Origin of the sequence: Microvirga brassicacearum, from assembly GCF_008757455.1 — a bacterium.
Lineage (GTDB): Bacteria > Pseudomonadota > Alphaproteobacteria > Rhizobiales > Beijerinckiaceae > Microvirga > Microvirga brassicacearum.
Map to the genome: position 1 here is coordinate 186,487 of NZ_VCMV01000021.1, position 19,987 is coordinate 206,473.

General features: G+C 63.5%; 17 protein-coding genes. 7 read left to right on the forward strand and 10 right to left on the reverse strand.

Annotated elements, in window-relative coordinates:
* Nucleotide 1: 1 nt before the first annotated feature.
* The 10 genes from FEZ63_RS14245 to dapF form a co-directional block, all read right to left on the reverse strand.
* Nucleotides 2-1,060: an N-acetylglucosamine-6-phosphate deacetylase gene (locus FEZ63_RS14245; protein WP_150945547.1), complete on the reverse strand. Its 1,059-nt coding sequence runs from the start codon at nucleotides 1,058-1,060 to the stop codon at nucleotides 2-4.
* A gap of 74 nt (nucleotides 1,061-1,134) precedes the next feature.
* The gene (locus FEZ63_RS14250; RefSeq protein WP_150945549.1) at nucleotides 1,135-2,322 is read right to left on the reverse strand and encodes an extracellular solute-binding protein; all 1,188 of its coding nucleotides are present in this window, start codon (nucleotides 2,320-2,322) and stop codon (nucleotides 1,135-1,137) included.
* 54 nt (nucleotides 2,323-2,376) lie between these two features.
* Nucleotides 2,377-3,147 carry a glucosamine-6-phosphate deaminase gene (locus FEZ63_RS14255; RefSeq protein WP_150945551.1) on the reverse strand — a complete coding sequence of 257 codons (771 nt, stop codon included), beginning with the start codon at nucleotides 3,145-3,147 and terminating at the stop codon, nucleotides 2,377-2,379.
* 28 nt (nucleotides 3,148-3,175) lie between these two features.
* On the reverse strand, nucleotides 3,176-4,213 hold the full coding sequence (locus tag FEZ63_RS14260; protein ID WP_150945553.1) for a LacI family DNA-binding transcriptional regulator: 1,038 nt from the start codon (nucleotides 4,211-4,213) through the stop codon (nucleotides 3,176-3,178).
* A 189-nt stretch (nucleotides 4,214-4,402) separates the two neighbouring features.
* Nucleotides 4,403-5,368 carry a 1-aminocyclopropane-1-carboxylate deaminase/D-cysteine desulfhydrase gene (locus FEZ63_RS14265; RefSeq protein ID WP_150945555.1) on the reverse strand — a complete coding sequence of 322 codons (966 nt, stop codon included), beginning with the start codon at nucleotides 5,366-5,368 and terminating at the stop codon, nucleotides 4,403-4,405.
* A 4-nt stretch (nucleotides 5,369-5,372) separates the two neighbouring features.
* Nucleotides 5,373-6,059 carry an amino acid ABC transporter permease gene (locus tag FEZ63_RS14270; RefSeq protein ID WP_150945557.1) on the reverse strand — a complete coding sequence of 229 codons (687 nt, stop codon included), beginning with the start codon at nucleotides 6,057-6,059 and terminating at the stop codon, nucleotides 5,373-5,375.
* A 4-nt stretch (nucleotides 6,060-6,063) separates the two neighbouring features.
* Nucleotides 6,064-6,759, reverse strand: a complete 696-nt coding sequence (locus FEZ63_RS14275; protein WP_150945559.1) for an amino acid ABC transporter permease — start codon at nucleotides 6,757-6,759, stop codon at nucleotides 6,064-6,066.
* Between the two features lie 60 nt (nucleotides 6,760-6,819).
* Nucleotides 6,820-7,611, reverse strand: a complete 792-nt coding sequence (locus FEZ63_RS14280) for an ABC transporter substrate-binding protein (protein WP_150945561.1) — start codon at nucleotides 7,609-7,611, stop codon at nucleotides 6,820-6,822.
* A 54-nt stretch (nucleotides 7,612-7,665) separates the two neighbouring features.
* On the reverse strand, nucleotides 7,666-8,421 hold the full coding sequence (locus FEZ63_RS14285; RefSeq protein WP_201274174.1) for an amino acid ABC transporter ATP-binding protein: 756 nt from the start codon (nucleotides 8,419-8,421) through the stop codon (nucleotides 7,666-7,668).
* A 9-nt stretch (nucleotides 8,422-8,430) separates the two neighbouring features.
* Complete coding sequence (gene dapF, locus FEZ63_RS14290; protein WP_150945625.1) at nucleotides 8,431-9,237, reverse strand: diaminopimelate epimerase; 807 nt, start codon at nucleotides 9,235-9,237, stop codon at nucleotides 8,431-8,433.
* A 238-nt stretch (nucleotides 9,238-9,475) separates the two neighbouring features.
* On the opposite strand from dapF, the gene FEZ63_RS14295 reads away from it, so the two are divergent.
* From FEZ63_RS14295 to FEZ63_RS14325, 7 genes are all read left to right on the forward strand, one after another.
* Nucleotides 9,476-10,762, forward strand: a complete 1,287-nt coding sequence (locus tag FEZ63_RS14295) for an NAD(P)/FAD-dependent oxidoreductase (RefSeq protein ID WP_150945563.1) — start codon at nucleotides 9,476-9,478, stop codon at nucleotides 10,760-10,762.
* A gap of 104 nt (nucleotides 10,763-10,866) precedes the next feature.
* The gene (locus tag FEZ63_RS14300) at nucleotides 10,867-11,874 is read left to right on the forward strand and encodes a D-cysteine desulfhydrase family protein (protein WP_244622801.1); all 1,008 of its coding nucleotides are present in this window, start codon (nucleotides 10,867-10,869) and stop codon (nucleotides 11,872-11,874) included.
* Between the two features lie 56 nt (nucleotides 11,875-11,930).
* The gene (locus FEZ63_RS14305; RefSeq protein ID WP_150945565.1) at nucleotides 11,931-12,299 is read left to right on the forward strand and encodes a DUF488 domain-containing protein; all 369 of its coding nucleotides are present in this window, start codon (nucleotides 11,931-11,933) and stop codon (nucleotides 12,297-12,299) included.
* A 203-nt stretch (nucleotides 12,300-12,502) separates the two neighbouring features.
* On the forward strand, nucleotides 12,503-13,489 hold the full coding sequence (locus tag FEZ63_RS14310) for a TAXI family TRAP transporter solute-binding subunit (protein WP_150945568.1): 987 nt from the start codon (nucleotides 12,503-12,505) through the stop codon (nucleotides 13,487-13,489).
* Between the two features lie 108 nt (nucleotides 13,490-13,597).
* Nucleotides 13,598-15,634 carry a TRAP transporter permease gene (locus FEZ63_RS14315; RefSeq protein ID WP_150945569.1) on the forward strand — a complete coding sequence of 679 codons (2,037 nt, stop codon included), beginning with the start codon at nucleotides 13,598-13,600 and terminating at the stop codon, nucleotides 15,632-15,634.
* Nucleotides 15,635-15,693: 59 nt separating this feature from the next.
* Nucleotides 15,694-16,665: a threonine/serine dehydratase gene (locus FEZ63_RS14320; RefSeq protein WP_420846279.1), complete on the forward strand. Its 972-nt coding sequence runs from the start codon at nucleotides 15,694-15,696 to the stop codon at nucleotides 16,663-16,665.
* Nucleotides 16,666-16,907: 242 nt separating this feature from the next.
* Nucleotides 16,908-19,982 (forward strand): Calx-beta domain-containing protein, encoded by a 3,075-nt coding sequence (locus FEZ63_RS14325; RefSeq protein WP_162419748.1) that lies wholly within the window; start codon nucleotides 16,908-16,910, stop codon nucleotides 19,980-19,982.
* Nucleotides 19,983-19,987: the final 5 nt, after the last annotated feature.

Genomic DNA, 19,987 nt, shown 5'->3' on the forward strand with positions numbered 1-19,987 from the left:
TTCAGTGACCTGTCCTTTCGGCGATTGTGACCCTCTTGTCGTTTGAAGAATAGACTTCGCTGCCGGAGCGAACCTCGAGAACCCGCACGTCCTCCGACCATCGCACCCGCCCGCGATCCGGCGCCATGACGCCGTGTGCCTGCAAAGCGGGCGCGAGCAGGTCGAAGGGATTGTCCGACGCCATCGCGAATGCTTCGCTCGCGCTGGCGATCCGCCATTCCACGATCTTACGCACGGCGCGGTCCATCGTGAGCGCGGATCCCGCCAGCGTCCGACCGCCCGGTTTGCGTACCGATCCGTCCGTGCCGTGCTCGATCACCATTCCGGCAAACGCATAGGTTCCGGGCGCGGTCGCTGCCGCCGATACCGCGTCGGTGACGAGGATCGATCGGGCGATCCCCTTGGCGCGGACCATCGCCCGCAAGGCCGGTTGCGGCAGATGAATGCCGTCGCCGATGAAACTGGCGTGGAGTCCGTCGTGAGCCAATTGGGCGAAAATGGTGTTGTCGAGTTTCGGCAGGATCTGGGGAATGCCGTTGCCGAGATGGGTCGACATGCGGGCGCCCGCCTGGACCGCCCTCTCGATGGTCTGCGCATCGGCGGCCGAATGGCCGATCGCCACGATCTTTCCCGCCGCCGACATAGTGCGGATGAAGTCTTCGCTGCCGGGAAGTTCGGGCGCGATCGTGATCAGCAGAATGGGACGCGACAATCCCGCTTCCAGCCGGAACACCAGATCGGAATCGGGTGCGATCATGACCGCTGGTGGATGACATCCCGCATAGCCGTCCGCCGGATTGAGAAACGGCCCCTCGAGATGATAGCCCGGCACCATGAGGCGACCCAGCCGGCTCTGCGCAACCGCGCGGTCAAGCGCCGCAAACCGGCTCGAGAGATCATCCGTGGATGCCGTGATGATGGTGGGGAGAAAGGTCGTCACGCCGGTGGCGAACATGGCGGCGACAGCCTTGTCGAAGGCGTCCGCCTGGAGGCTTGCCGTATTGAAATCGACTCCCGCAAACCCGTTCACCTGGAGATCGACAAGTCCGTGGCTCTGCATCGGCCGGTCCTGCTTTACGTGGAAAGAAGGGCGCCGGATGCCGCCGCCCTTCGCGTCGTTGACGTGCGGTGCGGTTATTGGCGCGCCTTCGATCCACCGATCTCGCGATCCCACTTGTCGAACATGGCGACGAGCGGTTTTGCATCGAGAGGCGGCTCGATCGGGTTGTTGGCAATCAGGTCGGCATATTCCGGCCGCCCGAACTTCTTGATGGTGTCCTGGCTGTCCTTCGGCGCCATCTCCAGCGGCACATTATGGATCGCCGGGCCCGGATACATGTAGCCGTGATCGTACATGAAGGCCTGCTGCTCGGGCTTGAGCAGGTAGGCGATCAGTTGCAGCAGCACATCGACCTTTTCCTGCGCGACACCTTTGGGAATCGCCATGTAGTTGGCGTCGCCAACCCAGTGAAAGCCCTTCAGTGTCCCGATTTTGAACTCTTCCGGCACGATGCCGAGATAGCGCGGGTTGATATCCCAGCCGGTGGTCGTCGCGATGATGTCGCGTGTGCCCTCACCAAGCTCCTTCATCGTGGCGGTGGTGCCGCCCGGATAATACTCGATGCAGGTATCGAGCTCCTTGAGATACGACCAGGTCTTGTCCCAGCCATTCACCGGATCCATCGGATCCTTGTCGCCAAGCAGATAAGGCAAGCCCATTACGAAGGTGCGGCCCGGACCGGAATTCGACGGCCGCGCATACATGAACTTGCCCGGATGCGCCTTGCACCAGGCCAGAAGGCCTTCGGCCGTGGTTGGCAGATCCTTCACGCGATCCGGTGCGTATTCAAGCAGAGGGCCCGACGGATACCAGTCGATCACGAAGGCCTGGCCGCGCCCCATCTTCTGCATCGCATAGGCGCCCGGAAGGTAGAGCTTCGACAGATCGGGAAAGCGATCCTGATATTTGGGCAGAATCTCGAGCCAGACGCCCTGCTCCATCCCGCCTGCCAGCGCGTCGTTGCCGGTGAGAACGAAATCGATGTCGACCCGGCCCGCATCCTGCTGCGCCTTCAGTTTGGCGGCGAGCTCCGGCGCCGTCGCCTTGGTGAACACGAAGCGGCTGACGAGTTCCGGATGATCCTTCTTGAACTTCTCGATCGCCGGCTGGCTCACCTGGAGGTCGCCCGCCACGTCGATGACGCTGATCGTCAGCGGCGCCTTGGGTTTCGCCGGAGCGGTCTGGGCAAAGCTGCCCGTGGCAAAGGCCGCCGCAACCGCGAAACCCGCGATGCCGCAACTCTTCTTGAATGTCCCATCCATGATCTGACTCCTCCTCCGGTTTGTTGGCTTCCCGTGAAACTTTCAGTGCGTGCCTCAGTCTCTTGCGATCCCGGCGCGAAAGGCCTCCGACAGCTTTCCGGCCGATTCATCGTCGAGGAAAATCCGGCACGCGGGATGCTGCTGGACGATGGATGCCGGGCACAGGTTGCTCACCGGACCTTCCAGCGCCTCCCGCACCGCGTCGGCCTTGCGCGCATCGGGGACGGAGAGGACCAAAAGCTTGCTTTTCATGATCTGCCGCACGCTCATGGAGATCGCGGTCTGCGGCACATCCTCAAAGGTCGGAAACCAGCCCTCGCCGAATTGCTGCCGGCGGCATTTCTCGTCCAGCGACACGACGATGTAGGGCTCCTCCGTGTCGAAATCCGCCGGCGGATCGTTGAAGGCGAGGTGCCCGTTCTCGCCGATGCCCGCGAAGGTGACGTCGATCGGATGGGCCTTGATCGCATCCGAGACGCGCTTCAATTCCGCGCCGAGGTCGGCGGCGTCGCCGTGAATGAAGTGAAAGGCACTGAGGGTCGGAAGCTTCGAGGTGAAGCGTTCGCGCAGATATCGACGAAAGCTTGCCGGGTGAGTGTCGGGCATTCCGATATATTCATCGAGATGAAACCCGGTGACCTTCGACCAGTCGATCGCCGGATCGTTGACGAGCGCGTCGAGAATCTCGAATTGGCTCGCGCCCGTGGCCACCACCACATTGGCGTGGCCGGTCGCGGCGATCGCGGACCGGATGGCCTGCGCGCCCGCGGCGGCGGCGGCTTTTCCGAGGTCTGTCTTGCGGTGAAAAAGTTGAACGTCCATCATATCCTGCGCTTCTGTTGAAATCGGTTTTTTACGACGCGGCAGCGAGCGGCTTTCCTCGACCGGCCTGTCGCCTCCTGGGTTGTGACGTGGTGGCGCGAACGACCAGCTCGGTCGGGATGACGACGCGCGCGGTCGGATGGCGGCCGCTTTGCAGGATCTCGCCCAGGAGTTCGACGGCCCGCGCGCCGGCTTCGGCACAATGCGCCGCCACTGTGGTGAGCGGCGGGTAGGTTCTGGCCGCGAGCACATCGTCGAACCCGACAATGCTCATGTCCCGCGGCACCTGCACGCCCCGTTCGGCGAGACCCGCCATGATGCCCTGCGCCACGAGGTCGTCGAACGCCACGGTCGCGGTGACGTCCGTCCGCAGCAATTCAGGCACGGCCGCCTGGCCGCCCTGATAGGTCGGATGGTTCGCGGGGATTGCCACCAGCGTGAGGCCAAGTCGCTTGGCGGCTTTCACCGCAGCTTTCTGCCGCTGCTGGTTGGCCCAGGAGGCAGGCGGGCCGCTCACATAGGCGATGTGACGATGTCCGAGCTCGGCCAGATGCGCGATCGCCTGCGTGATGCCCGCATCCACATCCATGAGAACACGGGGCAGGCCCTCGATGTCGCGGTTGATGAGGATCAGCGGGCGGCGGGCCGCATGAACGCGCACGCGCTGCTCGTCGAGACGGGGCGAGGCCAGGATGAAGCCGTCGACCTGGGCTGCGATCTTCGTCAGGAGGATGTCCTCCCGTTCGGGTTTCTCGTCCGAATCGCCGAGAAACACCGCGTAGCCCGCCTCATCTGCACGGGCTTGCGCCGCGCGGATGAGAGGCGGGAAAAAAGGGTTGGCGATATCCGGCACGATGAGCGCGATGTTGCCGGCCCGGCCGGTGCTCAACGCTCTGGCGACCTGGTTGGGAACATAACCGAGGCGCGCTGCGACAGCGCGCACGCGCTCGGTGGTTTCCGGCGTGAGAAGCTCAGGCCGGCTGAACGTCCGCGAGACGGTGGCACGCGACACGCCGGCGGCGGACGCCACCTCGGTGATCGTCGGCACTCTGTTCTTCGGCGTCGTCAAGGCACGTTACCTCCCGGTCCGAGACGCTATGTAACCGGTTGCACAGAGACGTTGTCAAGCGATTCGTGCCGTAACGTCACGGGTAGGAAGCGTGGGTTGGTCAGGGAAAGCACGGGGAACTGGAGCGATCGAGCCGCCCGTCGCAATCGGGTTCGGCAGGCAGGCTCGCAAGCCTGCTCTTCTTGGGGTCTACGCCGTCTCGAAAATCGACGGTGTGCCGCCGGTATGCAGGATGCACGCGGCTTCATCTACCGGAATGCTGCGGTGCGCCACCCGACTCAGGAGGCCGGCGAACGTCTTTGCCACATAGGTTTGCTCCAGCACCAGCGCCTCATATCGTGCGAAGTCGGATGCTGCCTGCAGCGATGCTTCGGTGGCGATGCCGTAGCCTCCGCCGAGTTGGCTCACGTCGATCCGGACAAGGTCGAGCAAATCGGGTCTCGGCTCTCGTCCGGTGTGTCGCCACAGGCCCTTCAGGATCGCGTCGAGGCGCTGCCGAAGTACCGGAGCGTCGTATTCGACGCTGATGAGATGGAAGGTCCAGGGCAGATCGAGGAGCGCCGCACCAAAGATCATGCCGGCTTCCGTCACGCCCATCGATCCTGGAAGCACGATATGCCGGAGGTCGAGGTTCAGCGCCGATGCCTGTTCGGACAATTCTTCGGCCGCACGCGCATACCCAAGCGCTCCGGTGAGAGGATCGCCAATCAGATACGGCCGACGCCCTGCAGCCGCGAGTTCGGCGACCGCCTGTCTTGCCAGGCGCCCGCGCTCTTCTTCGCCGACGGGACCGAGCCTGCGGATCTCAGCGCCCATTCGCTCCGTCACCAGGGCGTTGCCGCGCAGCGGCGCTGACGCGTCTCCGGCGTAAAGCACCAGCGCGTCGAGACCAGTTTTCGCCGCCGCCGCTGCCGTTAGACGGCATTGGTTCGAGGGGAGCGCACCCGCCACCACGAGAATGTCGCTTCCTTGCGCAAGCGCCTCGCCGATCCAGAATTCCAGGCTTCTGACCTTGTTGCCGCCGAATGCCAGCGGCATGCAATCATCGCGCTTTATCCAGAGCTGCGGATGGCCCGCGACAGCACCGACGCGGTGCATAGGCTCCAGCGGCGTCGGGCCGCCCACGAGATCGACCCGCGGAAATGCGCTCAGCATCACGTCAATCCAGATCCACGATTCGGGCCGCCCCGACGCGACGCTCGGCCCAGCGGGCAAAGCGAAGAACCGGATAGCAATAGACGAAATACATCGCGGCGATCAGCCCGTAGATGAACAGGACGTCGCGGGGGAAGCGCAGAATGGAAATCTCGCCCTGCCGGGTCAGCTCGGAGATGCCGATCACCGAGAGGATCGCCGTGCTCTTGATGATCATCACGTAGACGCCGCTCATGGGCGGAACCGTGAGCTTCAGCGCCTGCGGCAGCACCACGTACCAGAGCCGCTCGAGGCGCGTCATGCCGAGTGCGGTGGCGGCTTCCGACTGCCCGCGCGGCACGGCTTCGATCGCGGCCTTGACGATCTCGGCGACGTAGCTTGACGTGTAGACCGACAATGCCACGAAAGCGGCCGTGATCGAATCCCAGCTCAGCCAGGAGATCCCGCTATTGGGCAGCACGAAATAGAACAGATAGAGCTGCACCAGAAACGGCGTGCCGCGGAGCGTGTGGATATAGAGCCCGAACAGCCCATTCAGGACCGGGACGCGCTGGCTGCGCACCACGCCGATGAAAAATCCGATCAGCGAGCCGACGACGATGGCCACCAGCGAAATGTAGAGCGTCTCGATGAATCCCTTCCAGAGGAAGGGGAACAGCGACACGGTGATGGCCCAATAACGTTCAAGCATTACATCAGCCCTGTGCGTTCCAGGCGGGACCGGCGAGCCGCTGCTTGACCATCCGGGCGAGCAAAAGGATCACCACGTAGATCGCCAGATATCCGAGCGCGATGGTGATGAAGCTCTCGTTAGGCCGGACGCGCTCGCTGTTCAAAAGAATGCCGGCGCTCGTGAACTCGAACACCGTGATGATGGACAGGAGCGACGTATCCTTGATGAGCACCGCCGTCTGGCCGATGAGCGGCGGCAACGTATTGGCGAAGGCTTGCGGCAGCACGATATGGCGCAGCCGCTCGTTGAACGTCATGCCCACCGCCTTGGCGCCTTCGATCTGCCCGCGAGGAACGGATTCGATGCCCGCGCGAATGATCTCGCCCATGTAGGGCGCGCTGTTGAGGACGAGCGCGGCGATCCCGAAATACATGTCGCTCCAGGACTTGGCGATCGGCAACAGCGCGGGCAATCCGTAATAGACGAGGTAGATCTGGACCAGAAGCGGCGTCGCGCGGATGAACGCCACATAGGCGGCGATCGGCCGGTAGAGCGCCTGGCGATCAGAGAGCAGCGCGACGGCGATAAACGTTCCGAAGATGATCGACAGGACGAGGCTGATGCCGGCAGCAGTGAGCGTGTTGCCAAGACCGGCCGCGAAGCGGTCGAGATATTGCGCCACAATCCGATAATTGTAGAAGTCGAGGAGCCAGTTCATCCCTGCCCAATCGGTCGCCTGCCGGAGGAAGTCAGCCGGCCCGAGGGCCGGCTGATGCTGTTACTTGTGGTCTTTTTCCCAGTCGGTGGAGTTCCACCAGTAATTCACCTGGTTCTCGAGCCGGCGATCGGCCGTGATCAGCTCCACATAATTGTCGAGCCAGAGCTTCAGGTGGAAGGCATTGGCCTGAACGGCGAAAGCGAGAGGCTCGCGGGTGATGATGCCGTCGAGAATCTTGAGATTGCCGAATTCACGCACAAAGTTCGAAACGTTGCCGAGGTCCGAGACCGCGGCGTCGAGACGGCCGCCCGAGAGCGCCTGGGTGACCGCCGCCGTGCCGCCGGCGAATTCCTTGAGCGTCGCCTTGGGCATGAACTTCTTGATCGCTTCGCCGTAGGAGCTGGCTTGGGTGGCGCCGATATTGAGACCCGCCTTGTTGAGGTCTTCCCAGGTCTTGTAGGGAGCATCCTTGAGCGAGACCGCGACGGTTTCCTGGTAGAACATCGGACGCGAGAACAGGAGCTGTGCGGCGCGCTGCGGGGTCGGCGTCATATCCGCCGCGATGATGTCGACCTTGCCGGACAGGAGCGCCGGGATCAGGCCTTTGAAGTCGTAGTCCTGGAACACGATCTTCACGCCGAGATCGGTCGCCATCATCTTGGCGAGCTCGACCGCGAGGCCGGTGCGCTCTCCCTTCTTGTTGACGAAGCTGACGGGTGCGCCCTGCGACTGGACGGCGACGCGAAGCTCGCCGCGCTTGAGAATTTCATCCATCTCGTCGGCATGCGCCACGCCGGCAAAACCCATGCAGGCCGTCACGGCGGCCATGATGGCATTCCGAAGTCTCTTCATTGGTCTTCCCTCTTCTTGGTTGATGATTTTTCATTCCCTTGACGGTGACAAGCGTCAGAGAATTTGGTCCAGAAAGGCCCGGGTCCTCTCGTGAGACGGCGAAGCGAAGAAGGAGCCCGGCTCCCCTTCTTCCACGATCCGCCCCTGATCCATGAAAATGATGCGGTCCGCCACTTCGCGGGCAAAGCCCATCTCGTGAGTCACCACCGCCATCGTCATGCCGTCACGGGCGAGCTTGCGCATGAGATCGAGAATGCCACCCACCATCTCGGGGTCGAGAGCGGAGGTCGCCTCATCGAACAGCATGATTTTCGGGTCCATCGCGAGCGCGCGGGCAATGGCGACGCGTTGCTGCTGACCGCCCGAGAGCTGACTCGGATAATGATTGGCACGATCGGCGATGCCGACCTTTTCCAGGAGATCGCGGGCGCGAACCAGCGCCTCGCTGCGCGGTCGTCCGCGGACGACCACCTGCGGCAGCACCACATTCTCCAGGGCGGTCTTGTGCTGGAACAGATTGAAGTGCTGGAACACCATGCCGATCTCGGCGCGCATGCGGTTGAGATCCGTCCGCTTGTCCGCCAACGCCACGCCGTTGACGACGATGTTGCCGGTATCGAATTTCTCCAGCGCGTTCAGGGTGCGCAAAAGCGTGCTCTTGCCGGAACCGGAGGGGCCGATGATGACGAGAACCTGGCCGGGCTCGATGGTCAGCGACACCTCGTCGAGGGCGAGATGGGAGCCGCGCCCATCTGCGGACGGAAAGGTCTTCGAGATCTTGTCGACAACGACGATGGGATTTGCGCTCATCAAGCCACCTTATACATCCGTCGGAAACCTGCCCGAGAACGCGATGGCGACAGGCCCGGTGAGCGTGATGCTCTCGTCTTCATGGATCTCCACGTGCAAGACTCCGCCCGGCATGTCAACGGTGACGCTGGTCTCGTCCGTCAGCCCCCGGCGCCGTGCCGCCAGCACGGCCGCGCAGGCCCCGCTGCCACAGGCCTGAGTCAGAATGCCGGGGCGCTCCCAGACGACAAGGCGAAGCCGGTCCGGCGCGACGAGTTGCGCCACGCCGATATTGGCGCCTTCAGGCAGCATCGCGTGATCTTGTAACGCAGACGCCCAACGCGGCACATCGACCGCATCCCTGTCGGCGACGAAACACACGAGGTGCGGGTTGCCGAGATTGAGCGCAGTCGGCTGCGCGAGCGGTCCCGACGAGAGATCCAGCGCCAGCGTGTCGGCGGCGGACGCGAGCGGAATGCTTTGCCAATCCCAGCGCGGCGCGGCAAGACGCAGGGAGACGCCGTGCGGACCGGAAGGTGTCGCCTCAATCAGGCCGCCCAGGGTTTCGAGAACGATTCGGTCGGCGTTGCTCTCGCGCAGCAAAATCCACGAGACGCAGCGTGTCGCGTTCAGGCATGTCTGCGCCTCGGTGCCATCGACATTGTAAATGCGCATCCGCGCCGCAGGACCCGGAACCGTCGGATGTTCGATGACCAGAAGCTGGTCGCCACCGACGCCGACATGCCGGTCGCAAACCCACCTGATGATATCAGGCTGCGGATTGCACGGTTCCTCACGCCCGTCGACGACGACAAAATCGTTACCCAGGCCATGCATCTTCAGGAAGGACCGGCCGGCGGGATTGACAGCAAACAAAGGAATTGACCGCGCGAAGAGAGAACCTGCCAACGGATCCTCGGCAAGCGGGGTCGAAGACTGGGAGTTGTCGGAGCGCAAGTCAAGCAATGCCGGATTCCATTGTGGACGGAACGTGTATGACAACTCGCCGGGAAATAGCGCCCGTAACAACTTTGCCCTAATAGTCTCGCTCCCGAGTCATGCCGCGTGAGATCACATGTCCGAATCCTACATCGATTCATACTATAGTCGCACGCTCGCCTCGCCCGAGGTCTATCCGGCGGCGCAGGGTTCGATCTCGACCGAGATCTGCATCGTCGGCGGCGGGCTTGCGGGGCTGACCGCAGCTCTCGAGCTCGCGCGGAGCGGCCGATCGGTCGTGGTCGTGGAGGCGCGGCGAGTGGCGTGGGGCGCCTCAGGCCGCAACGGCGGCTTCGTCACGCCGGGATACGCCACCTCCCTGTCGGCCATCGAACGCGCCGTGGGGACCGCACAGAGCGATGAACTCTACCGGCTCTCTATCGAGGGAATGGAGATCGTCAGGCGCAACATCGATGACCTGAATATCCGCGAGGCCCAGCCGAAACCCGGCATCATGCGCGTCGTTCGCTACGACGGAGGCGCCGGGCTCGAGGCTTTTCGCGACCTGCAGGAACGGAAATTCGGGCGGCGGCTGCGCTACTTGCCGAAGGACGAGGTGCGTGCGTTGCTGCTCTCGGACAAATATCACGCGGCTCTTCTGGACGAAGAAGGATTCCACTTTCATCCGTTGAACTACGCTCGCGGCCTGGCGCGCGAGATCGTCCGTCTCGGCGGGCGGGTCTGCGAGGGATCGCCCGTGCTGTCATGCGACTTCGAGGGAGCACGCAAGCGCCTGCAGACGTCCGATGCGACGATCGAGGCGGACCATGTGCTGTTCACCACGGGCGGTTATACCGGAGAGGTCTTCGCGCCTTTGCAGAAAGCCTACATCCCGATCAGCACCTATGTGCTTCTCACCGAGAAGGCGCCGGAGCTCATCGGCAGCGCCATCCGGACGAGAGCCGGTGTCGGCGACGACCGGCGCGCGAGCGACTATTACCGGCTCGTGGACGACGGCTCGCGTCTGCTCTGGGGTGGCCGTATCACCACGCGAACGACAGACCCGCGCGACATCTCCAAGCTACTCCGAAAAGAGATGGTCACGACATTTCCGCAACTGGCCGACCTCAAGGTCGAGATCGCGTGGTCGGGCCTCATGTCCTACGCGCGCCACCTGATGCCGCAGATCGGGCAATACAAACCCGGCATCTGGTACTGCACGGCCTTTGGCGGCCACGGAATGAACACCACGGCGATCGGCGGCAGGGTCATCGCCGAGGCGATCAAAGGCGAGAGCGAAAGATTGAAGCTGTTTGCCCCCTTCGGACTCGCGTGGAACGGCGGCATCTTCGGTACGGCGGCTGTCCAGCTCACCTATTGGGCCTATCAGGCGGCCGACTACGTTCGCGAACATCGCAAATAGACGCGCGCTTTCGCGAACTCCCGCGCGACGGCGGAAAAGCTTGACTCTCCGCCGGCAGGCACTCGAACAATCGTCTTTACAAAATTTGGCAAGAGGGTCTGGCGATGACAGATTTCGCGCGCAGCGGGATGCGGAGAAAGACAAGTCTCGCGCACCTGCCGACCCCGATCGAGGCGCTGACCGTCCTGAGTCGGTCGCTCGGAGGGCCCGAGATCTGGGTCAAGCGGGATGATTGCACGGGGTTGGCGGGCGGCGGCAACAAGGCGCGCAAACTCGAATACCTGATGCATGACGCAGTGGCGAATGGCGCCGACACGGTCATCACCGCCGGCGGCATCCAGTCCAACCACGCACGCCAGACGGCAGCGGCAGCGGCCCGTCTCGGCCTGAAATGCATTCTTGCTCTCACGGATTCCGTGCCGGACCGAAGCGCCGCCTATCATCGCGGCGGAAACCTCCTGCTCGACCGCCTTTTCGGTGCCGAGATCCGCCACTTCGATGGCGATGTGGATCCGGCTGCCGCGATGCTGGATCTCGCAGCCGAATGCGAGCGCACGGGCGGTCAGCCGTATCTGATTCCGGTCGGAGGATCGAACGCCGTCGGCGCGCAGGCCTATGTGGATGCGGCCGGCGAGATGCTCGATCAGGCGAAGGCCCACCATGCCGATTTCAGCCACGTGGTGCTGGCGACGGGCAGCGGCGGAACCCATGCGGGGCTCATCGCCGGGTTGGCGATCCGCCGCGCCGTCATTCCGGTCATCGGCATCAGCGTCAGTCGCGCGCGCGAGGAGGCCGAGACCCGGGTCCGCAATCTCACCCGCGACACGTTCGTCCTTCTCGGCATCGATCGGCCGATGCCGGAGATCTGGATCGACGATCGTTTCATCGGCGCCGGCTACGGGCTCCCAACGGACGCGATGGCGGCGGCCGTACGGCAGGTTGCCCGAACCGAAGGATTGCTGCTCGATCCGGTCTATACGGGCAAGGCCATGGCGGGGCTTATGGCGCTCATCGTTGAGCGGCGGCTGACCTCGGAGCACAAGGTTCTGTTCTGGCACACCGGAGGCAGCGTGGCCCTGTTCGCTTACGAGGAGGTTTTTGCCGGCGGTTGACCCCGGGTGCATTTGCGCCAGACTTCGGGGGGGTGTGATCCGAACTGGCAATTCCTGTGAGCAACAAAGTTCCGGCGGCGAATGTCAAATTGAAGCGGGCCTATGAGGACCCTGCTCCAGCGGACGGCGTCCGCGTTCTGGTCGACCGCCTCTGGCCTCGGGGCGTCAAGAAGGAGGACGCGGCGATCGAGCAATGGGCGAAAGACCTCGCTCCCAGCACCGATCTGCGGAAATGGTTCGGCCATGACCCCGCACGCTGGGATGAATTCCGCAAACGTTACGCGGACGAGCTGCGTCGCCATCCGGAGGAGGTCGGTCAGTTGCGCGATCTCGCGCGCCGCGGTCAGGTGACGCTGGTTTATGCAGCGCGCGACGAATTGCACAATGACGCGGTCGTCCTGAGAGACTTTCTGTTGGAACGCTGACATTCGCGCCAGGGACCCTCCGTTTCGGGAGCTACGGCGATCGCGATACGTGGTAGGCGACGTGCCGAGGGCCCGCCTCTCCTCCGTTGGCCGATCGAAGCGGTAGGGAGAAAGTCGCCTTGAAAGGCGCCCGCACTTATGCACTGTCTGGCGAACTACGCCCCGGTGGCTCCGCGCCACGCTTGCAAGATCAGGAAACAAACATGAAGAACAATGTCGCTCGGCGCTGGGTATTGGGCGCGACCGCCGTACTCGGTCTGACTTTCGCCGGTGTCGCCGCCGCGCAGGCACCCACCTTCTTCCGCATAGGAACGGGCGGCACCGCCGGCACCTATTTCCCCATCGGCGGCTTGCTCGCCAACGCAATCTCGGGCTCCGAAGGCAAGGGCGTCCCAGGTCTCGTCGCGACCGCGGTGGCGTCGAACGGCTCGGTTGCCAACATCAACGCGGTTCAGGGCGGCGCCTCCGAATCGGGCTTCACCCAGTCGGACGTGGCGTTCTGGGCCTATACCGGAACCGGCCTCTACGAGGGCAAGGGCAAGGTCGAGGATCTTCGGCTGATCGCCACCCTCTATCCCGAGACGATCCACCTGGTGGCGCGCAAGGGCGCGAACATCAAGTCCGTGGCGGATCTCAAGGGCAAGCGCGTCTCCCTCGACGAGCCCGGCTCCGGAACGCTGGTCGATGCGCGCCTGGTGCTGAGCGCCTTCGGGTTGACCGAGAAGGACGTTCACGCCGAATACCTGAAGCCCGGCCCGGCTGGTGATCGCCTCCGGGACGGCGCCCTCGACGCCTATTTCTTCGTTGGCGGCTATCCGACCGGCGCCATCTCGGAGCTCGCGACATCGTCGGGCATCGAACTGGTGCCGATCAGCGGACCGCAGGTCGACAAGCTGCTCTCCACCTACAAGTTCTTCGCCAAGGACACGGTGCCGACCGGCGTCTACCAGGGCGTGGGCGAGACCCCGACGATTTCGGTCAACGCGCAATGGGTCACCAGCGCCAAGCAGCCGGCAGATCTGGTCTACAACATCACCAAGACGGTGTGGAACGAGACTTCCCGCAAGCTGCTCGATGCCGGCCATGCCAAGGGCAAGTTGATCACGCTTCAGAACGCCACCAGCGGCCTTGGCATTCCGCTGCATCCCGGGGCAGAAAAGTTCTACCGCGAAGCGGGCGTCTTGAAGTAAGAGCATCACGGACCGGGAGGCGGGCCGAGGCACGCCTCCCCATCACATTGCTTATTTGACATCATTTTGATCGATTGAAGACGCGCGCAGACGCGTAAGGGGACTTTCATGCCCGTAATGGAACTCGACGAGGCGAAAGCCAGAGAACTCGAAGAAAAGTTCGATTCGGAAATCCGTTTCCGGCCGCTTGCGCCGCTCGCCGCGAAGCTCGTTGGTGGGCTTCTCGTAATTCTCTCCCTGTTCCATTACTATACGGCAGGGTTCGGCCTTCTGCCGGAAATGATCCACCGGGGCATCCACCTCTCCTTCGTCCTCGGCTTGGTTTTCCTCGTCTTTCCGTTCTCCAAGCGCGGCTATGACCAGCCGACGAAATCGACCCTCCTGCGCCCGCTCGGCATCTCGGTGGTCGATTGGGCGCTGGCGATCGCCGCGGTGATCGCCGTCTGCCACGTGCCGCTGATCCCTCTCGACGACCTCGCATTCCGCGTCGGCAATCCCACTCGGACGGACGTCATTCTCGGCGGCGTGCTGATCGTCGTCCTGCTCGAGGCCACGCGCCGGTCGGTCGGATGGCCGCTGCCGATCATTGCCATCCTGTTCATGGCCTATGCGATCTACGGGCAATCCATGCCGGGCATCCTCGTGCATCCGGGGGCAACCTATTCGCAGCTCATCGACCATCTCTACCTGACGAGCCAGGGCATCTACGGCATCGCACTCGGGGTCGTCGCCACTTACGTGTTCCACTTCGTGCTCTTCGGCGTCTTCGCCACCCGCATGGGGTTGGGCCAGCTCTTTCTCGACAACGCCGCCTGGATCGCCGGCCGCTATGCGGGAGGCCCCGCAAAAGTTTCCATCTTCGGCTCCGCGCTGTTCGGCATGATTTCGGGCTCGTCGGTGGCCAACACCGTGACGGTCGGATCGCTGACGATCCCGGCCATGATCCGGCTCGGCTACAAGAAGCACTTCGCGGCCGCTGTCGAATCGACCGCGTCCACGGGCGGACAGATCACGCCGCCGATCATGGGGGCTGCCGCCTTCCTGATGATCGAGTTCCTGGGGCTGCCCTACAGCACCATCATCCTGGCCGCCATCGTGCCCGCCTTCATGCATTTCTTCGGCGTATTCATGCAGGTTCACTTCGAGGCGAAGCGCAATGGACTTCGCGGTCTGCGCCGGGACGAAATGCCGGACCTTAAGGACGCCTGGCGCCGCGACTGGCCGACCGTCATCCCGCTCGTGGCCCTCATCGGAATCCTGGTTGCGGGCTACACGCCCTATCTGGCGGCGTTCTGGGGCATCACGCTGTGCATCGTCGTCGGTTTGCTCAATCCGCGCCGGCGCATGTCCATCCGGGAGCTGTTCGAAGGCTTCCGCGACGGAGCGAAATACGCACTCGCGGTCGGCGCCGCCGCCGCGACGGTCGGCATCGTGGTCGGTGTGGTCACGCTCACGGGCGTCGGCTTCAAGCTGTCCTTCATCGTCACCTCGACGGCGGCGGATCTCGCCTCTGGCGTCGGAGCTTTCCTTCCGGCGTGGTTTGCCGCGCCCACGACCCTCACGCTGCTGTTCACCCTCATCATGACGGGCGCGGTCTGCATCCTGATGGGTTGCGGCATTCCGACGACGGCGAACTACATCATCATGGTGACGATCGCCGCGCCCGCCTTGGTGCTACTCGGCGTCGAGCCCATCGTGGCGCATTTCTTCGTCTTCTATTACGGCGTTCTGGCGGATATCACGCCGCCCGTTGCGCTGGCGGCCTATGCGGCGGCCGGCATGGCGGGCGCCGATCCGTTCAAGACCGGCAACACCGCATTCCGGCTCGGGCTCGGCAAGGTGCTGGTCCCGTTCGTCTTCGTGTTCTCGCCGTCGCTGCTTCTCGTCACGTCGGATTTCACCTGGGCGAACTTCGCACTGGCCTTCATCGGCTGCGCGCTCGGCATCACCTGCCTCAGCGCCTCGCTGTCGGGCTGGTTCCTCGTGCGGACCCACGCCTGGGAGCGCATCGTGCTGATCATCGCAGCGCTTCTGCTGATCGCTCCGGAAATCTATTCGTCGCTGCTCGGCGGACTGATGATCCTGCCGATCATCATCAGGCACCTGATGGCCTGGCGTGCCGGGAGCGTCCCGGCGACAGTTTGATTGTCGCGGCCCCGTAACGAGCCATTCGGGGTTGGCCGTGTCGGTTGGGGAGGCTAGAGATGGCCTCCCCTCTTTTTTGCCCGGCTCCCATGCTCATCACCCGCGCCGATATCGAACAGGCCCATGCGCGCATCGCGCCCCATATCCGGCGCACGCCGGTCTGGACCCTGCCGCAAGCCTTCGGGCATCAGGGACCCGTCAGCCTCAAGCTCGAATTCCTGCAGCATGCGGGCTCGTTCAAGACGCGCGGCGCCTTCAACACGCTCCTGTCGCAGCCCATACCCGCAGCAGGCGTAGCGGCAGCGTCCGGCGGCAATCACGGCGCGGCGATCGCCTACGCGGCCAAGCAGCTCGGGGTGAAGGCCCGCATTTTCGTGCCCGAGATTTCGAGTCCCGCCAAGGTGGCGGTCATCCGCTCGCATGGGGCCGATGTGGTGATCGGCGGCGCCCGCTACGCCGACGCGCAGGCGGCCTGCGATCTCTATGTTGCCGAAAGCGGCGCGCTTCGCGCCCATCCGTTCGACGCGGACACGACCATCGCGGGTCAGGGCACGGTCGGATTGGAGTGGGAGCAGGACGGTCCTGCCATCGATACGGTGCTGGTGGCGGTCGGCGGCGGCGGGTTGATCAGCGGCATCGGCAGCTGGTGGGGCGGACGGGTCAAGGTCGTGGGCATCGAGCCTGAAGGTTCGCGCGCGCTCCATGCGGCGCTCGAAGCCGGCGAGCCGGTCGACGTGGAGATCGACTCGGTCGCGGCGGATTCACTCGGGGCGCGCAACACGGGCGACCTCGTCTTCTCGATCTGCTCCGACACGGTCGATCACGTGGCGCTGGTGAGCGACGTCTCCATCCGCGCCGCGCAGGCGACCCTCTGGCGCGATTGGCGCATCGCCTCCGAGCCGGGCGGCGCGGCCGCGCTGGCGGCTCTGATCTCCGGCGCCTACCGCCCTGAGCCCGGGGAGCGGGTCGGGGTGCTGCTCTGTGGGGCCAATGTGGAGCTGACGAAGCTCGACGGCGTGGTGAATCCGTAAACCGTTACCCACCTTGTGATTGTATTCACACTACGAGCACGCACAAGTGCATCGCGTGTGTGTTTGCGGGAATGCAAGACGGTCTTGCAGCGGCGTCCCAATACAATTTTTAGTTTATAATCCAGGCGGTTAACTGACTAAGAGCGTCACCCGCGCGTCTTCGCCGCTGCATCTGAACAGTTTAGGTGTTGACCAAAAAATGAGATGTAATAACGTTTGGTGAACCAGCAAAGGGGCGCCAAATGGACACTACTATAATCATAAGCGGCATAACCAAATCCGTGGAACTTGTCGGTGAGCAAGATCAAATCGTGGTCACCGAGACGGGGCAGATTCTGATCGATGAATTTGTGGCGCCGGATGACGGCATCCGCGATCTCGAATCGACCGTCTGGCACGTCACTGCCACCGTCTATGGCGAGGTCCACGCGCAATGGAATGGAATTTTTATTCGCGCCGTCGATTCCGTCATCACCGTCGGATCGACCGGGACCGTGAGCGGGGGCAGGAACGGGGTCGCTCTCAACCTGGGCAGCCGGCTTCTGAACGACGGCAACGTGACCGGTGTGCTCGCCGGCGTTCTGGCGTCGCTTGAGAACGTCACGATCCACAATACGGGATCCATCTCGGGAGCGGTCGGCGTCCTTGGAAACCAGACGGTTGGCGATGAAGCAAACCATACGGTTCTCGCCAATTTCGGCTCGGTCTCCGGAACCACGCACGGCGTCTGGTTCTCGAATTCCAGTGTCGTGACCAACGAAGGATCGATCGCGGCTGCCGGACATGGTGTGTTGCTCTCGACGCTCGCAGGCGACGTCGCCCGATTGACCAATTCCGGGACGATTACGGCCGCCACGGCAGTCGGCGGCGGGGTGGGATCTGAAATCATCCTCAATACCGGTAGTCTGCAGGGCAACGTCGTCCTTGAGGCGGGCGATGACACCTATGACGGCCGCGGCGGCAGCGTGACCGGCACGGTCGATCTCGGCGATGGCGCCGACACCGCATACGGCGGCGCGGGCGATGAAGTGATCCTCGGCGGCACGGGTGCCGATTGGCTCGATGGCGGCGCGGGCGCCGACCAGATGGACGGCGGCGGCGATGACGACACCTATGTGGTCGACAATGTCGGCGACGTGATCGCCGAGGCCGCCAATGCGGGCACCGATACAGTGCGGGCCTCGGTGGACTTCACCCTGAGCGCGGAGGTGGAAGCGCTCATCCTCACGGGCGCCGACGACCTGTCAGGCACCGGCAATGCGAGCGCCAACATGCTCCTGGGCAACCGCGGCGCCAACCGGCTTGCCGGCGCGCAGGGCAGCGACGTCCTCGATGGCGGCGCCGGCCTCGACACCGCCGTGTTCTCGGGCGCGAAGGCGAATTATGCGTTCGCCGACAACGGCGACGGCAGCATCACGGTCACCGATCTCATCGGCCAGGATGGTTCGGACACGCTCAGCAACATGGAATGGGCGGAATTCGCCGACGGCACGATCTCGATCGCCCCGCCGGCAACGCCCAGCGTCAAGGGCAGCGTGTCGCCCATCAACGAAAACGCACCGGCCAACACCATCGTGGCAACGATTGAGAGCAGTTCGCTCGCGGGCGAGGCCTTGCACTATCAACTGGTCGACGATCTGGACGGCAAGCTCGCGATCGATGCCGATACGGGCGTGATCACGCTCATCGGCGCGGTTGACTATGAATCGACCACCGACACGGACCTTCAGATCGCCGGGACGCGGAAGTTCTACGTGCTGGAGGTGAAGGCCGTCACGTCGGAGGGCCTCGCCCTGTCGTCGGCGAGCATTTCCGTCACCGTCTACGTCAACGACGTGAACGAGGCTCCGGCGGAGCTCAGCTTCAGCAACGGGACGCAGACGGCCACCATCGACGGCGTCGTCGGCAACGGCACTATCGTCGGCACGCTGATGGCGAGCGACCCCGACGGCGATACCCAGCTCGTCTATTCGTTCGATAGCACCGGCAACGGCAACTCGAGCGGCGCGGGCAATGCCGGCGGCCTGTTCAAGCTTGAGGGCGGCACCCTGAAATTCGCCCGCACTCCTTCGGCAACGGATCCTGAATCCTACACCGTGACTCTCAAGGTCACGGACAAGAACGGCGGACCGGGGGCGACCTCGTACTACAAGGACTTCCTGATCAACTTCAATCCCGGCGACACGCCGCCGACGCCGAACGTTCTGTCGATTGCGCCCGACAGCGCGACTCATGCGGAGGGCGATGCGGGTCTCACCGATTTCACCTTCGTGGTCACCCGCGCCAACGCGGCGGGCGACACGGAAGTGGATTGGGAGGTGGTGACAGGCGGCGCGATCGAGGCGACGGATTTCGATCTGCTCACCGGCACCGTCCAGTTCACCGGTACCGAGACCACCAAGACCGTGACCGTGCAGGTGAAGGGCGACCTCGCGATCGAAGGACACGAGACCTTCACGGTGAAGTTGAAGGACGTGTCGGGCGGAACCATCAAGGTCAATGGCGGTCAGGCAACCGGCACCATCACCAATGACGATCAGCCGACCTTCTCGAATCGGGCGCCGACGGACATCCAGCTCTCCGGCCCCAATGCGGCGATCGAATATGCGGGCGCGGGCACCGCAATCGGCACCCTGACGGCGTCCGATCCCGACGTCGGAAACACGTTCTCGTACTCCCTGCTGGGCGCGGACGAGCGTTTTGAAATCGTCGGCAACCAGGTGCTGGTGAAGAACGGCTTCAAGCTCGATTTCGAGCAGGTCCCCGCCCACCAGATCGTGGTTCGGGCGACCGACAATTCCGGCGCGGTCTTCGACAAGGCCCTCACGATCGGGGTCATCGACATCAATCCGGAATACACCCTCGGCAGCGCCTTCGACGACGTTTTCAAAGGCGGCAGGAGCAACGACAAACTCGGCGGCGGCCTTGGCAACGACATCCTCTGGGGCGGGCTCGGCAAGGACACGCTGACCGGCGGTCTGGGCAAAGATACGTTCGTGTTCAACACCAAGCTGAACAAGAAGACCAACAAGGACGCCATCAAGGACTTCAACGTCCGGGACGATTCGATTTGGCTCGACAACGCGATCTTCAAGAAACTCGGCAAGAAGGGCACCGAATTGACGCCCGCCAAGCTGAACAAGAAGTTCTTCACGGTCGGCGACAAGGCGCAGGATGCCAACGACTATCTCGTCTACAACAAGCAGAAGGGCGTGCTGTATTACGACATCGACGGTTCCGGCGCGAAAGCCGCTGTGGAAATCGCCACCACCAAGAAGAACCTGAAAATGACCTACAAGGACTTTTTCGTCATCTAGAGTCG